Annotated in this window: 9 protein-coding genes and 1 pseudogene; 6 read left to right on the top strand and 4 right to left on the bottom strand. The window is 74.3% G+C overall.

Annotation, left to right across the window (positions count from 1 at the left end; genetic code table 11):
- Window positions 1-56: 56 nt before the first annotated feature.
- From ACQEVU_RS27855 to ACQEVU_RS27830, 6 genes and pseudogenes are all read left to right on the top strand, one after another.
- Window positions 57-1,604, top strand: a complete 1,548-nt coding sequence (locus ACQEVU_RS27855; protein ID WP_433328540.1) for an ABC transporter substrate-binding protein — start codon at window positions 57-59, stop codon at window positions 1,602-1,604.
- A 23-nt stretch (window positions 1,605-1,627) separates the two neighbouring features.
- Entirely contained in the window at window positions 1,628-2,578 is a 951-nt protein-coding gene (locus ACQEVU_RS27850) for an ABC transporter permease (RefSeq protein WP_433328538.1), read from the top strand.
- Window positions 2,575-4,512: a dipeptide/oligopeptide/nickel ABC transporter permease/ATP-binding protein gene (locus ACQEVU_RS27845; protein WP_433328536.1), complete on the top strand. Its 1,938-nt coding sequence runs from the start codon at window positions 2,575-2,577 to the stop codon at window positions 4,510-4,512. Before ACQEVU_RS27850 ends, ACQEVU_RS27845 begins: the two co-directional genes overlap by 4 nt.
- Window positions 4,509-5,405, top strand: coding sequence for an ATP-binding cassette domain-containing protein (locus ACQEVU_RS27840; RefSeq protein ID WP_433328534.1), 897 nt, complete (start codon window positions 4,509-4,511; stop codon window positions 5,403-5,405). The genes ACQEVU_RS27845 and ACQEVU_RS27840 overlap by 4 nt, the downstream gene beginning before the upstream one ends.
- Entirely contained in the window at window positions 5,398-6,399 is a 1,002-nt protein-coding gene (locus ACQEVU_RS27835) for a LacI family DNA-binding transcriptional regulator (protein ID WP_433328532.1), read from the top strand. The genes ACQEVU_RS27840 and ACQEVU_RS27835 overlap by 8 nt, the downstream gene beginning before the upstream one ends.
- A gap of 4 nt (window positions 6,400-6,403) precedes the next feature.
- Window positions 6,404-7,816, top strand: a pseudogene (locus tag ACQEVU_RS27830) (CocE/NonD family hydrolase); the annotation flags it as partial.
- Window positions 7,817-8,077: 261 nt separating this feature from the next.
- Here ACQEVU_RS27830 and ACQEVU_RS27825 read toward each other — a convergent pair.
- The 4 genes from ACQEVU_RS27825 to ACQEVU_RS27810 form a co-directional block, all read right to left on the bottom strand.
- On the bottom strand, window positions 8,078-9,406 hold the full coding sequence (locus ACQEVU_RS27825; RefSeq protein WP_433328530.1) for an MFS transporter: 1,329 nt from the start codon (window positions 9,404-9,406) through the stop codon (window positions 8,078-8,080).
- Window positions 9,407-9,504: 98 nt separating this feature from the next.
- Window positions 9,505-10,848 carry a condensation domain-containing protein gene (locus ACQEVU_RS27820; RefSeq protein ID WP_433328528.1) on the bottom strand — a complete coding sequence of 448 codons (1,344 nt, stop codon included), beginning with the start codon at window positions 10,846-10,848 and terminating at the stop codon, window positions 9,505-9,507.
- Window positions 10,849-10,878: 30 nt separating this feature from the next.
- On the bottom strand, window positions 10,879-12,198 hold the full coding sequence (locus ACQEVU_RS27815; RefSeq protein ID WP_433328526.1) for a condensation domain-containing protein: 1,320 nt from the start codon (window positions 12,196-12,198) through the stop codon (window positions 10,879-10,881).
- A complete protein-coding gene (locus ACQEVU_RS27810) occupies window positions 12,195-13,919 on the bottom strand; it encodes an AMP-binding protein (RefSeq protein ID WP_433328524.1) in 1,725 nt (574 codons plus the stop codon). The genes ACQEVU_RS27815 and ACQEVU_RS27810 overlap by 4 nt, the downstream gene beginning before the upstream one ends.
- Window positions 13,920-14,170 lie beyond the last annotated feature (251 nt).

Below are 14,170 nucleotides of genomic sequence, written 5' to 3'. Positions count from 1 at the left end.
ATGTAACACACCCCAATCACAGGCCCGCGAAACGGCAGCTGCCTGAAGGAGGAGCCGTGCGCACGTGCCGCAGGACCATCGGCAGGGGACTGCTCACCCTGTCGCTCATCGCCGCGTTATCGGTCTCCGGCTGCGGGTCGGCACCGGCGACGAACTCCGCCGTCGGCGACACGCTGACCGTCGTCACCGCCTCGCCGCCGCAGACCCTCGACCCCGCGAAGACACCGCAGAACAACAGCTGGCTGGAGAACCTCGCCTACGAGCCGCTGATCGTGCGCAAGTCCGACGGCACGCTCACGCCGGGCCTGGCCGAGTCGTGGTCGTACCAGGGCGCGGACAACAAGACGTTCGTGCTCAAGCTCCGCGACGGCGTGACGTTCTCCGACGGCTCGAAGCTCACCGCCCAGAACGTCGTCGACCATCTCAAGTACGTCGTCAGCTCGGCCGGCCAGATGGCGCCGCTGCTGGCCGGCTGCACGTTCACCGCGACCGACCCCCGCACGGTCACCATCGCGGCGCCGGCGCCGAACCCCGACTTCCCCGTCATGCTGACCCAGGACTACATCATCGGCGGCGTCATCGGCAGCGGCGGCCTGGCGAACCCGGCCACGCTCGGCACCGCCACCGTCGGCGCCGGCCCGTACATGCTGGACACGCAGCAGACCGTCGCCGGGGACCACTACACGTACGTGCCGAACCCGCACTACTACAACGCACCGGCGGTGCGCTGGCACAAGGTGGTGATCCGGGTCATCACCACGCCGCAGGCCGTGCTCAACGCGCTCAAGACCGGCCAGGCCGACGTCGCCGTCGGCGACCCGTCCACCGTCGCGGCCGCGAAACAGGCGGGGCTCACCGTCGCCTCCGCGATGTTCCTGTGGACCGGCGTGGTGCTCGCCGACCGGGGCGGCACGCTCGCCAAGCCGCTCGCCGACGTGCGCGTGCGGCAGGCACTGAACTACGCCACCGACCGGGCCGCGATCGCCAAGGCGCTCTTCCCCGGCGTCGGCGAACCCGCGCACCAGATCACCGTCCCCGGCGGCCACGGCTACGACGAGAGCCTCGCCGCCGCATACCCGTACGACCTCGACAAGGCCAGGAGCCTGCTCGCCGCGGCGGGCCACGGCGGCGGCTTCACGCTGACCCTCGTCACGCCCGAGTACCAGCAGCTGCACCTCATGGCCCAGGCGCTGGCGCAGCAGTGGAAGCAGATCGGGGTGGACCTGCAGGTCACCGACCACGCCAACGCCAACCAGTACGCCGCCGACGCGTTCGGCGGCAAGTTCCCCGCCTTCATGACGGCGTTCGGCCAGATCCCGATCTGGATGGAAGGGCCGTCGCTGTTCCTGCCCTCGGCGGCGTTCAACCCGCTCAAGTACGCCGACCCGGCCCTCCAGTCGCTCTACGACGAGGCGGCCCGGACCACGGGGGCGGAGAAGAGTGCGGCGGACAAGAAGGTCGTGGCGTACCTGACCAACCAGGCCTGGTTCGTGCCGGTGGTGATGACCGGGCTGCCGTATTACGCCCGCAACACCGTCGGCGGCGTCAAGACCTCCCCGGGCCAGCCGCTGCTGTCCCTGTACGAGATCGTGCCGGCCGCCTGAGCGCGGCAGAAAGGTCGTCCGCCATGCTCCGCGCCGCGGTCCGCTGGCTCGTCTCGTCGGTGACCCTGCTCTTCGTGGTCACCGGGCTGTCGTTCGTCCTCGTCTCGCTCGCACCCGGGGACGCGGCGACGTCCATCCTCAGCAGCCAGTCGGGCACCTACACCCCCGAGCAGTACGCCCGCACCCGGGAGCTGCTCGGCATCGACGAGCCGCTGCACGTGCGGTACTGGCACTGGCTGCGCGACCTGTTCCACGGCAGCCTGGGCCAGGACCTGTTCAGCGGCCAGCCGGTCGCCGAGATCGTCGGCGGCCGGCTGCTGCCCAGCCTCGCCGTCATCGCCGGCACGGTCGGGGTCTCCGCCGTCGTCGGCACCTGGCTCGGCGTCGCCGGCGCGCGGCGCAGCGGCGCCCTGGGCAAGCTGGTGGACGCGGCGTCGCTGGTCGGTCTCGCGGTGCCCAGCTTCTGGCTGGCGCTGCTCATGGTGGAGCTGTTCGCGGTGCGCCTGGCCTGGCTGCCCGCCGGCGGCTACGTCGATCCCGGCCGCGACCCGGCCGGCTGGCTGCGCAGCATCGTCCTGCCGGTGCTGACGCTGTCCGCCGGTGCGATCGCCTTCGTCGCCAAGCAGACCCGCGACTCGATGGCCACGGTGCTGGACAAGGAGTTCGTCACGATGCTGCGGGCGCGGGGCCTGCCGGTCCGCTCGATCCTCTACAAGCACGCACTGCGCAACGCCGCGGTCCCGGTGGTCACCATGCTGGGGCTGCTGTTCGTCAACCTGCTCAGCGGCGCGGTCCTGATCGAGGGGATCTTCGCCGTGCCGGGCCTCGGCCAGCAGGCAGTGACCGCGAGCGGCAGCCACAACCTTCCGGTGATCACCGGGGTGGCCTTCTGTTTCACCGTTGTCGTCGTCACCGTCAACCTGCTGGTGGACCTGGCGTACCGCTGGCTCGACCCGAAGGTGCGTGCCGCATGACCATGTCGATGGCCGTCGGCGACGCGCAGCCGGTCGGCGGGCACTCCCGGCGGCCGCGCTGGCGGCGTCTGCTGCGCCCCGGTCCGGGGCTCTTCGCGGGGTTCTTCCTGCTCTGCCTGACCGTCGCCACGGCGGGCGCCCGGTGGCTGGCCCCGGCCGACCCGGAGGAGCAGGACCTGGGCGCGGCACTGGCCGGGCCGAGCGCGGCGCACTGGCTCGGCACGGACCGGCTGGGCCGTGACGTGCTGAGCCGGCTGCTGCACGGCGGTCAGGTCACGCTCGTCAGCGTGGTCGAGGCGGTGGCGGTGTTCGTCGTGCTCGGCGTGACGCTCGGCGTGACGGCCGGATACCTCGGCGGCTGGGCCGACCGCGTGATCTCGTGGCTGGCCGACCTGCTGCTCGCCCTGCCGGGCATCATCATGCTGCTCATGGTGCTCGCCGTCTTCCCGGGCAACACGGCCGCCACCATGGTCGTGCTGGGGGTCATCTCCGCCCCGATGCTGCTGCGGGTCACGCGTGGGGTCACCATGAGCGTGAAGCAGGAGTTGTACGTGCGGGCCGCCCGCCTGTCCGGCCTGGGTGAGGTGCGCATCATGACCCGGCACGTCCTGCCCCGGCTCACCGGCCCGATCCTCGTGCAGGTCGCACTGTTCGCCGCCACGGCGGTGCTGGTGCAGGGGGCGCTGTCGTTCCTGGGGCTCAGTGCCCCCGAGACCGACGGCCCGAGCTGGGGCAACATGATCGCGCAGGCGGCCCAGGTCACCAGCCAGGACCTGTGGCTGGCGATCCCCACCGGGGCGCTGTTCACGCTGACGGTCCTGGCACTCGGGCTCTTCGGTGACGCGGTCCGGGACGCCACCGCCGACCACCGCGCGCCGGCGGCCCGGTTCCGCCCGGTGCGCTCCGCCGCCCCGGCCGTCCCGCCCCAGCCGGCGGCGGGGCCCGCGCCGCTGCTGTCGGTGGACGGCCTCACCGTCCAGTTCCCCGGACCGGACGGCCCGGTCACCGTCGTGCGCGATGTCAGCTTCACGGTCGCGCCGGGGGAGTGCGTCGGGGTGATCGGCGAGTCCGGCTCCGGCAAGACGATGATCGCCCGTAGCCTGCTCGGCCTGCTCCCGGCCGGCTGCGCGGTGACGGCGGGCGCCGCCACGCTTCGTGCCGACCCGGGTCCGGGCGTGGACCTGACCCGGCTCGACGAACGCGGCTTCGGCCGCATCCGCGGCCGCCGGATCGCGCTGGTGTCGCAGGAGCCGTCCAGCGGCCTGGACCCCGCGTTCCGGGTCGGCAGCCAGGTCGCCGAGGTGATCCGCCGGCACACCCCGATGAGCCGGCGGCAGGCCGCCCGGGAGGCGATCGAGCTGCTGCGCACCGTACGGCTGCCCGACCCCGAGCGGGTTGCGCGACGCTATCCGCACGAGCTGTCCGGCGGGATGGCGCAACGGGTCGTCATCGCCCTCGCGCTGGCCGGCAAGCCGAGCCTGCTCGTCGCCGACGAGCCCACCACCGCGCTGGACGTCACCGTCCAGGCGGAGATCCTCGCACTGCTCCGCGATCTGCAACGGCGCCTCGGCATGGCGGTCATCCTGGTCACGCACGACTGGGGCGTGCTGGCCGACCTGTGCGACCGGGCGGTGGTCGTGTACGCGGGGGAGGTCGTCGAGCAGGCCGGAGTCGCGGACCTGTACGCCGACGCGCGGCATCCGTACACGCGCAGCCTGCTCGCCGCCGACCCGCACCGCGCGGAGGCCGGGCGGGACCTGCCGACCATCGCCGGGACCGTCCCCTCGCCCAGACAGTGGTCGCCCGGCTGCCGGTTCCGCCCGCGGTGCGGCGTCGCGGTGGACGACTGCGCCGCCGGACGCATCCCGCTGACGATCATGTCCGATGACCGGGTGGCCCGGTGCATCCGAGCGGACGAGGTGGTGAAGCGTTGAACGACACGGTGAACGGTGCGCTGCTGGAACTGCGGGGCCTGACCGTGAACTACGGCCGCGGCCGGCGCCGGATCCCGGACGCGGTCAGCGACGTCAGCCTGTCGGTGGAGCCGGGCGAGACGGTCGCGCTGGTGGGGGAGAGCGGATCGGGCAAGTCGACGATCGGCAACGTCGTGCTGGGCCTCGTCCCGGCGACGGCCGGCACGGTCCGCTTCGACGGCGAGGACATCACGGCGGCCGGGCGCCGTCGGCGACGCATGCTGACCCGGCACATCCAGCCGATCTTCCAGGACCCGTACGGGTCGCTGAACCCGTCCCGGACCATCCGGCAGACGTTGGTCGAGCCGCTGCTGGCGCACGGGCGGGCGGCCGCGGCGGCCGGCGAGCGCATCGCCGAGGTCCTGGATCGGGTCGGCCTGCCGGCGGACGCCGCCGACCGGTACCCCGACGAGTTCTCCGGCGGCCAGCGCCAGCGCATCGCGATCGCCCGGGCGCTCGTCGCCGGGCCGCGCCTGATCGTGTGCGACGAGCCGACCAGCGCCCTGGACCTCTCCATCCAGGCGCAGGTGCTCAACCTGCTGCGGCGGCTGCAGCGCGAGTCCGGCATCGGGTACCTCTTCATCACCCACGACCTGGCGCTCATCCGGCACGTCGCCGACCGGGTGGTCGTGCTCTACCGTGGCCGGGTGATGGAAACCGGCCCGGCGGCTCGCGTGACCCGAGAGCCGCAGCACCCCTACACCCGGGCGCTGCTCGCCGCGGCGCCCGTGCCCGACCCCGTCGAGCAGCGCCGCCGCCGAGAGGCGGCACGGTCACTGCCGCCCGTCACGACAGCGGCCGCGCCGGCCGGCAGCGGCGAGCGCCCGGGGCAGGGAGCGCACAGCCGTGTCTGACACCGTCACGATCTACGACGTGGCCGCCCACGCCCAGGTGAGCATCTCCACCGTCTCGCAGACGATCAACCGGCCCAACCGGGTGAACGCCAAGACGCGCGAGCGGGTCCTGCGCGCGATCGAGGAGCTGCAGTACGTGCCCAAGGGTGTCGCGGTGAGCCAGGCGCGCCGCGGCGTCGGCCGCATCGGCGTGCTCGCCCCGTTCACCTCCTACGACTCGTTCCGCCGCCGGCTCATGGGCGTGCTGGCCGAGTCGGACGGCACGAACCGCGATGTCGTGGTCTACGACCACGAGTCGGCCGCGGCCAGCGTGTCACCGCTGCTGCGCACACTGCCGGTCACGGGGCGGCTCGACGGGCTGCTCATCATGGGCCTGCCCCTCGACGACGCGCTCGCCGAGCACCTGAGCGCCCGGGGGCTGCCGACGGTGCTCGTCGACAGCTCCCGGCCGGAGTTCAGCACCGTCACCATCGACGACGAGGAGGGCGGTGCGATGCTGGCCCGGCACCTGCTGCAGCGCGGTCACACGTCGTTCGCGTTCCTGCAGGAGCCGCAGGAGTCCCACGCGTTCCTCTCCCAGGGCCAGCGGCGCAACCGCGGCTTCCTGCGGATCCTCGCCGACGCCGGCATCGACGCCGCCGAGGTGCCGACGGTCCTCACCGGCAACGACATCGTCAGCAGCCGCAAGGCACTGCACGACGTGCTCGCGCTGCGGCCGGCGCCGACCGCCGTCTTCGCCCATCACGACCTGCTCGCCGCCGGCCTGGTGCTGGAGGCCCGCCGGCAGGGCCTGCGCGTGCCCGACGACCTCGCCGTCGCGGGCTTCGACGACGGCAGCGTCGCCGAGGCGGCCGGCCTGACGACGGTGAGCCAGCCGTTCGAGGAGTCCGGGCGGATCGGCGCCCGGCTGCTGGCGGAGCGGATCGCGGACCCGTCGGCGCCGGTGCAACACGTCATGCTCGGCCTGCGCCTGGTCGTGCGCGACTCGAGCTGATCCGATGATGAGCCCGCAGCGATACGAGGTCGTGGTGCGACACGACGTCCGGGTGCCCACGGCGACGTCCGGGGTGACGCTGTCCGCGGACCTGTTCCTGCCCCGGGCCGGCGGACCCGCTCCGGTGGTGGTGTGCCTCCTGCCGTACCGCAAGGACGCACTCGGCGGCGTCGGGGTCCGCGCGGTGATGCACGAGTTCGCCGCCGGCGGCATCGCCTGCGTACTCGCCGACCCGCTCGGGCTCGGTTCGTCCGACGGCGACGCGCGGCCGCCGTTCGACCCGGCCGAGGCCGATGACGGCGTGGACCTGGTCCGCTGGGCCACCGGGCAGCCCTGGTCCACCGGCGCGGTCGGCATGTGGGGGTACTCCTACGGCGCCCTCCTGGCACTGCGAACGGCGAGCCGCCGCCCGCCCGGGCTGCGCGCGGTCGTGTCCGTGCTGGGCATGCTGGACCCGGAACGGGACTTCGTGCATCCGGGCGGGGCTGCCGGCTGCTTCACCGCGCTTGCGATGTGGGGCCTCACGACGCTGCACAACCTGGTGCTGCCGCCCCTCGGGGACTTCCACGCCGCGGACGAGCAGCGGCGCTGGCGGCGGCGGGTGACGACCGCCGAGCCGTACCTCGCCGACGTGTACCGCCACCGCGCCGGCGACCCGCGGTGGCGTGACCGGGTGGTCGACCCGGCCGCGATCATCGTGCCGGTGCTATGCGTGGCGGGGTGGCGCGACATGTTCTGCGACGGGTCGCTGCGCACCTTCGAGGAGCTCGGCGGCATACGGAAGCTCCTGGTCGGGCCGTGGTCACACACGATCCCGGACGAGGCCGCCCCGGTGGCGGTGCGCTGGTGGCGACGGTGGCTGGCGGATGAGGCGAACGGTGTGGAAACCGAACCGCCGGTGACGCTCCACGTCCCCGGCACCGACCTGCCGGGCGCCGGCTGGCGCGACTTCGACACCTGGCCGCCGGAAGGCGTGTCGCAGGAGGTCATGCCGGTCGCGGCCGGGGCCGCGGTGGCCGCCGCGCCGGACGCGACCGTGGGCGCCCTGAGCGGCATGTGGGGCATCCCGGCCGGCGATGCCGGACGCGTCCTCGACCAGCACGAGGACGACACCCGTGCGGTCGCCCTCACCGGGGAGCCGGTCGGCGAACCGCTGCTGCTGCTCGGCCGGCCGGTGGTGACGCTCGACCTGACCTGGTCGGCGGCGCGGCGGGTCGTGGTCAAGCTGACCGACGTGGACCCCGCCGGCCGTTCGGTCCTGATCACCGGCGGGATCCTGGCCGACGTGCCGGACGACCGGTCGGCACTGCGGATCACGCTGGACCCCGCCTGCCACGAACTGCCGCCCGGTCACGCGTTGCGCGTCGTGGTGAGCGAAAGCGCATTCCCGCGGCTCTGGCCGGCGCCTGGGGGCGGGACGCTGCGGGTCGGTCGCGTCGGCGTCACCGTGCCGGTGGCGCCCGCCGGTGCCGGCAAGCCGGTGTCGCTGCCGGCCCCGGCGCGTCCTGTGGCCGCGTCGCCGTGGCTGGCGCACCGCCCGCTGTGGGAGATCATCCGCGAGCCGGCTCGGGACCGGGTGACCGTGGTGCTGGGCGACGAGACCAGCGCGGTCCTGCCGCACGGCGGGGTGCGGGTCGATGCCGGCAGCCGGGTCTCGGCCGGCACGGACCGGGAGGCGTCAGCCGGGACGCGGGCCGAGGGCACGGCCCGCACGATCGTCGTACTGCCCTCCGGCGAGCGGGTCCGCACGACCGTGCGGTTGCGGCTGACCCCGGAGGCCGGCAGCGCCGAGGCCCGGGTCACCGTCGACGGGGCGGAGGTCCTGCGGCACCGGTGGGAGTTCTGACCGGGCCGCCGAATCCCGGATCCCGGCGCAGAGCACTGCCGCGACGACCGCCGCCAGCGCGGCCCCGGCGAAGAACGCCCGGTACCCCGGGATCGTCCCGGCGCCGGCGGGCGCGAACCCGGCCGTCGCGACCGCGACCGCGGCCAGCACGGCAAGGCCGAGCCCGCCGCCGAGCTGGCCCGCGGTCTGGTAGCCGGCCGTGGCAAGCCCGGCCCGCCGCGGCACCGCCGTGGCCGCCAGCGTCACCGGCACCGACTGCACGCCGAAGCCGAACGCCAGCACGCCGAGGGCCGCCACCGGCCACACCGCAGAGGCCTGCGCGGTCATCGGCACCAGGGCCAGGATGCCCGCGGCCGTGACCGTCGAGCCGGCCACCGCGAGGTGCCACGGCGCGACCCGCCGCAGCAGCGGCGGCGCCGCGGCCGAGCCGGTCACGATCCCCAGGCTCAGCGGCAGCAGCAACAGGCCGGCGGTGACCGCGTCGAAGCGCAGCACCTCCTGCAGCCAGAGGGTGCCCGCGTAGCTCACCCCCACCAGCGCGCCGCAGGACAGCGCCGTCGCCGTGCACGCGGCCGCGACCCGCCGGGCCGGGAACGGCGACCGGTCCGCCGCTGCGGCGCCGGGCGCCGGCCCGGTGCCGTGACCGGACCGCAGGAGCCGTACCGCGGCGAGTGCGGTCGCCGCGCACAGCAGCGCGGGGAGCCAGAACAGCGAGGCCCAGCCGAGCAGCGCGGTGCAGAGCCCGCCGAGCACCGGGCCGAGGGCCACGGCGGCGGCGCCGGTCGCACCCCATACCGCCAGCACCCGCGCCCGCCCGGCCGCGGACCTGGTCGCCGCCGTCGCCACGGCGAGCGCGGCCGGGCTGAACAGCGCCCCGCCGGCACCCTGCACCGCCCGCCCGGCGAACAGCGCCTCGGCGTCGCCGGCGAGCGCGCACAGCACGCAACCCGCGGTGAACAGCGACATCCCGGCGACGAACGGCACCCTGGGCCCGGCACGGTCCGCGACGAGCCCGCCGAGGAACAGGCAACCGCCGAACACGAGGGTGTAGCTGTCCACCACCCAGGGCAGCCGCGCCGGGTCGATCCGCAGGTCGTGCCGCATCACCGGCAGTGCCACGTTGACGATCGTCGCGTCGGCGAGCACGACGAAGTTCGCCACGCACGCCACCAGTACGGTGACCCGCCGACGCGCGGCCGTCAGCACCGGCGCCGCGGCCGGTGCCGACGGTGCGGCCGTTGCGGTCCGGGCCGCCACCGTCACCACTGACCCGCCAGCGCTCCCGCGGCGACCTCGGCGAGGGCGCCGGCGAACTCGTCCGCGACCGCCGCCAGCCGGTCGCGCGGGTACAGCCCGTCGTGCCCGCACACCTCGCCGCCGACCGCGCCGTCGGGATCGACTCGCAGGTTGTACGACAGCGGCAGCACCTCCGGGTGATCCTCGGTGTGGCGCGGCGCCAGGCGCAGCGGATCGATCGGCCGGGCGGCGACACGGACCTTCCTCCCGCCCGGCACGTCCAGCGTCGCGGACAGCGGCGCGGCCGCCGGCAGGTAGTTGTACCGGGTGTCGAAGAGCCGCTGCCGGCGCACGGTCAGGTCGTCCGGGACCACCTGGCGGATCCGGCCGAGGGGGAGCCGATGGGCGAGCGCCTCCCGATATGCCCGAGCGACGTCGGCGACGAGCTCCGCGAAGTGCGCAGGCCGGGACACGTCGACCCGCACCGGGAGGTGGTCGAGCAGCGGGCCGACGACCCGCTGTGACCCCGGCCGGTCACGGCCGGCGCGGGTCACGCCGATCACCTGGTCGTCGCCGGACTGCCGGCGCCGGGCCAGCAGCAGCGTGGCGAGCAGCGCGGTGTTGAGGCCGCCGCCCTGGTCGGCGGCGAGGCGCCGCAGCGCCTCGGCCGCGCGGGCGGGCAACGGCGCGATCGGGGCGCAGATGAACCTGCCGCCGACGGGAGGCAGCGGGGCCAGCGGCGGCAGGCCGCGCAGGCGCTCGCGCCACCACTGCTCGTGACCGGCGTCCCGCCGCCCGCGCTCCGCCGCCGTGTGGTCGCCCAGGTGCAGCGACAGCCGCGGCAGGCGCGGCGCCCGCCCCTCCACCGCCGCCCGGTAGCAGCGGACGAGCTCGTCGTGCAGCACCCCGTGCGACCAGCCGTCGAAGATCAGGTGATGCATGAACAGCGCCAGCACGCAGCGGTCCGGACCGAGGCGCAGCAGCGAGCCGTGCCACAGCGGCGGGCGCTGCAGCTCCCGGGGCCGCTGCGCCTCGGCGACGATGTGCGCGTCCGCCGCCCCGTCCGGATCCGGTGTCCCGCCGAGGTCCGTGACCTCCAGGTCGACGTCGACCGACGGCTGGACGATCTGGTCCACGTCGGGATCGGTGCCGCCGGTGCGCATTCGGAACCCGGTGCGCAGCGCGGCATGCCGGTCGGTGAGGTGGGTCAGCGCGGCGCGCACCGCTTCGGCGTCGAGCGGGCCCGTGACGTCCCAGGCGATCGGTAGGCTGTAGTACGAGCGGCCCTCGACGCACGCGCGCACCCAGTCCCGCTGGTAGTAGCTGGTGGGCAGCCGCGCCGGCTCGGCCAGTGTCAGGGTCGTCACCCGTGTCTCCTTCCTCCAGATGGATGTCGTTCAGAGTCCGGCCACGAGCGCGGCCACGTCGCGGTCGGGCTCGCGGGCGGCCCGCTCCAGCACGCCGCTGAACCGCTCGGCCCACCGGCGCACCTGCGCGGACCCGTGCAGGTGGCCGTCGCCCTCCACCTCGCCGGCCAGCAGACCGCGGTCGATCCGGGGGCGGTAGGCGAGGGTCGCGTCGCCGAGCCACCACGCGTCCGGCCGTGACTTGGCGATGCCGTACGGCAGGAGCAGGTCCTCGTCGGCTGCTGCCGGTGTGGCGCCTGCTGCCGCGGGCCTCGCCGGCGGCAGGAAGTTGAGGTTCACCGCGAAGAGCGGCGCCGGCCGGCGGCCCAGCAGCTCCACCAGCCGGCCTAGCGGCAGCCGGTGCTCGTACGCGTCGAGCAGCGCCTCACGGACCCGGCCGACCAGGCCGCGGAAGGTCGGCCGGCCCGCGATGTCCACGACCAGCGGCAGCTGGTCGGCCAGGCAGCCGACCACCGAGCGCAGGTGCGGCTGGTCGCGGTTGCCGACCGTCAGCCCGATCACGACCCGCTCCTCCCGCGCCGTGTCGAGGTGCGCCGCGACGCTCGCCGCCGCGAGCACCGCCGTCATCGTCGTCCGCGCCGTGGCGGCGAGCCGCTGCAGCGCGGTGACCACGCCGGCCGGCAGCACGGGCAGGGCGGGGCGGTCCATGAGATGGGCGGCGCCGGCGGCCGGGTACGGCAGCCCGAACGTGTCGTCGGCCCCCGACAGGGTCTGTTCCCAGTACCGCCATTGCGCCGCGGTCGGGCGCACGGCGCGCTCCTGCCGGGCGAAGTCCGCCATGTGGGTCACCGGGCGGGGCAGCCGCTCACCCCGCCACAGCCGGGCCGCCTCGTCGGCGAGCACCTGACTGGTGCTGAGATCGGAAATGGCATGGTGCAGCCAGAGCACGAGGACGTGCCGGGCACCCGCGGCGTGCAGCTCGGCGCGGGCGAGCGGGCCGTCCAGGAGCCGGAACGGCCGCTCCGAGCCGGCGAGCAGCCACCGGGGCAGCAGCTCACGGACGCTGCCGTCGTGCCGCTCGTACACGAGGTCCAGCCGGCCCGTGCCCGCCACTCGCTGCCCGGGTGGCGAGCCGGGACCGGCCTCGCTGGTCAGCTCGGTGCGCAGCGCGCCGTGCCGCGCCACCAGTTCGTCGAGCAGCCCCCGCACTCGATCGACCGCCACCGGTCCGGGCAGCGCCACGACGGACGGCACGTTGACCGCGGATTCGTCGGCGGCCAGGAACGACTCCTGGCAGTACGACACCGGAGCGGTCACCGTCGGGGTCGCCGCGAACGTCTCCGTGCTCACGCGGCGACCTCGCTCGGCGACCGGCCGTCGTCGAGCAGCTCGTCGTCGCCCGCCGCCGGCGCGGCGTCGACCCGCGCGGCGAACTGCCGCAAACTGGTGCTGTCAAGCAGGTCCCGGACCGTGACCTTGCGGCCGAGCTCCTCCGACAGCTCGCTGACCACCTCCATCGCCGCCAGCGACGCCCCGCCGAGCTGCAGGAAGTCGTCGCTCGCGGAGATCTGGTCGAGGTCGAGCGCCACCGACCACAGCTGCGCGGCCCGGATCTCCGTCGGCGTTCGCGGCGGCTCGTAGGGCCGTGCGCCCACGTACTGCTCCAGGTCTTTGCGCAGCTGCCGCTTGTCGACCTTGCCGATCATGTTGCGCGGCATGTCGTCGACCATCACGATCCGCAGCGGTGCGGCGGCGCCCTGGCGCTCGCGCGCGAACTCCTGCAGGGCGGCGACGTCCAGGCCGGGCCTCGCGCGCACGGCGGCCATGACGCACTCGGTGAGCACTGGATGCGGCACGCCGCACACCGCGGCCTCCACGACGCCCGGGAACTCCATGAGCGACGCCTCGACGTCCAATGTGGACACATTGAGTCCACCGGTGTTGACGAGGTCGGGATTGCGGTCGACAAGGTAGAAGTAGCCTTCGGCGTCGACGAGGCCGATGTCCCCGGTCCGGGTCCATCCGCCGTCGAGGAACACCGCCGAGTCCGTGCTCTCGCCGTCGTAGCGGCGCTGCGGCGCGTCGCTGCGCAGCTGGACGTCGCCGGCCACGCCCGGCGGGGCCACGTCGCCGTCCGGCAGGACGATGCGGACCTCGGAACCCGCCGCGGGCCGGCCGAGCGAACGGGGCCGGTCGCGGTCGTAGTCGGTGGCCATCCGGCGCGGCCAGCACTCGGTCGTCGAGTAGACGTTGCGGATGCGGGCCGTCGGGAAGAGTTCGGCGAGGGCCTGCAACGTGGCCGGGTGGATCGGGGCGCTGGTGGTGCGGACCTGTTCGACGCTGCTCAGGTCGTACCGCTGCCGCGCACCGGCGGAGATCAGCGCGATGGCCATCGCGGGCACGAGCACCAGGTCCGTGGGTCGATACCGGGCGATGGCCTCGAGGACCTCCGCGGGGACGAACTGCGGCAGCGTGAGCGTGCGGTGCGGGCTCGGACCGAGGGGCTGCACCAGCAGGCCCTGCCCGACGGTCGTGCCCGGCGGCAGTGCGTGCAGGGCGGTACGCGGCCGGCTCGCCCGCGAGCGCATGAGCGGGAACAGCAGGTTCTCATGCGTCGCGACGACGCCCTTCGGCACCCCGGTCGTCCCCGACGTGTAGATGATCTCGGCGTCGTCCGTGGGCGACACCGGCACGGCGAGCGGCGTGTTCGGCTGCCCGGCGAGCAGATCGGCCACGGTGCACCGATCGGCGTCAACGAGATCGCTGTCGCCGACGACGAGCACCGCCCGTGACGCGTGGAAGGCCGCCGTGGCCTGCTCGCGCCCAGCCGACGGGGACACCGGCACGGCGACGGCGCCCGCCTTGAGCGCACCGGCCCAGGCGATGGCGTAGTCCGTCCAGTACCGCGACGAGACGTTGAGCAGGACACGGGAGCCAGGGGTGACGCCGCGCGCCCGCAGCCCGTGGGCGGCGGCGTCAGAGGCGGCGTCCCACCGGCCATAGGTAAGGTCGGCCGCTCCCGCCACCTGGTGCGCGATCGTGGCCGGCCACTGCGCGGCGCGCAGTCTCAACTGGCCCGGTATTGTCCATTGCGCCACATCATTGGTTTGCGTCACTGAGTCTCTCCCGTTCAAGATTGTTGGACGAGGCGGGGTGACAACCCGCATCACGCTAGGGGCGCGCGGCGGCGTGCGGCAATCCGCAAAGCGATTCCGGCTATCCTTTTTCTGTGCCGTCCGGCGCACGTATGCCCAGGTTGTGAAGCGTGTGTTGCGGGCGTATGAATGACCCGGGGCCTTGACCTGTGCGTTACTTTGCTGCC

It is taken from the genome of Dactylosporangium sp. CA-139066 (assembly GCF_050936175.1).
Classification (GTDB): domain Bacteria; phylum Actinomycetota; class Actinomycetes; order Mycobacteriales; family Micromonosporaceae; genus Dactylosporangium.
This window is presented reverse-complemented; position numbering and strand designations above follow the sequence as displayed.

Coding starts and splice junctions, on each gene's coding strand:
- ACQEVU_RS27850 (WP_433328538.1), top strand. CDS start 1,628: ATGCTCCGCGCCGCGGTCCGCTGGCTCGTCTCGTCGGTGACCCTGCTC.
- ACQEVU_RS27845 (WP_433328536.1), top strand. CDS start 2,575: ATGACCATGTCGATGGCCGTCGGCGACGCGCAGCCGGTCGGCGGGCAC.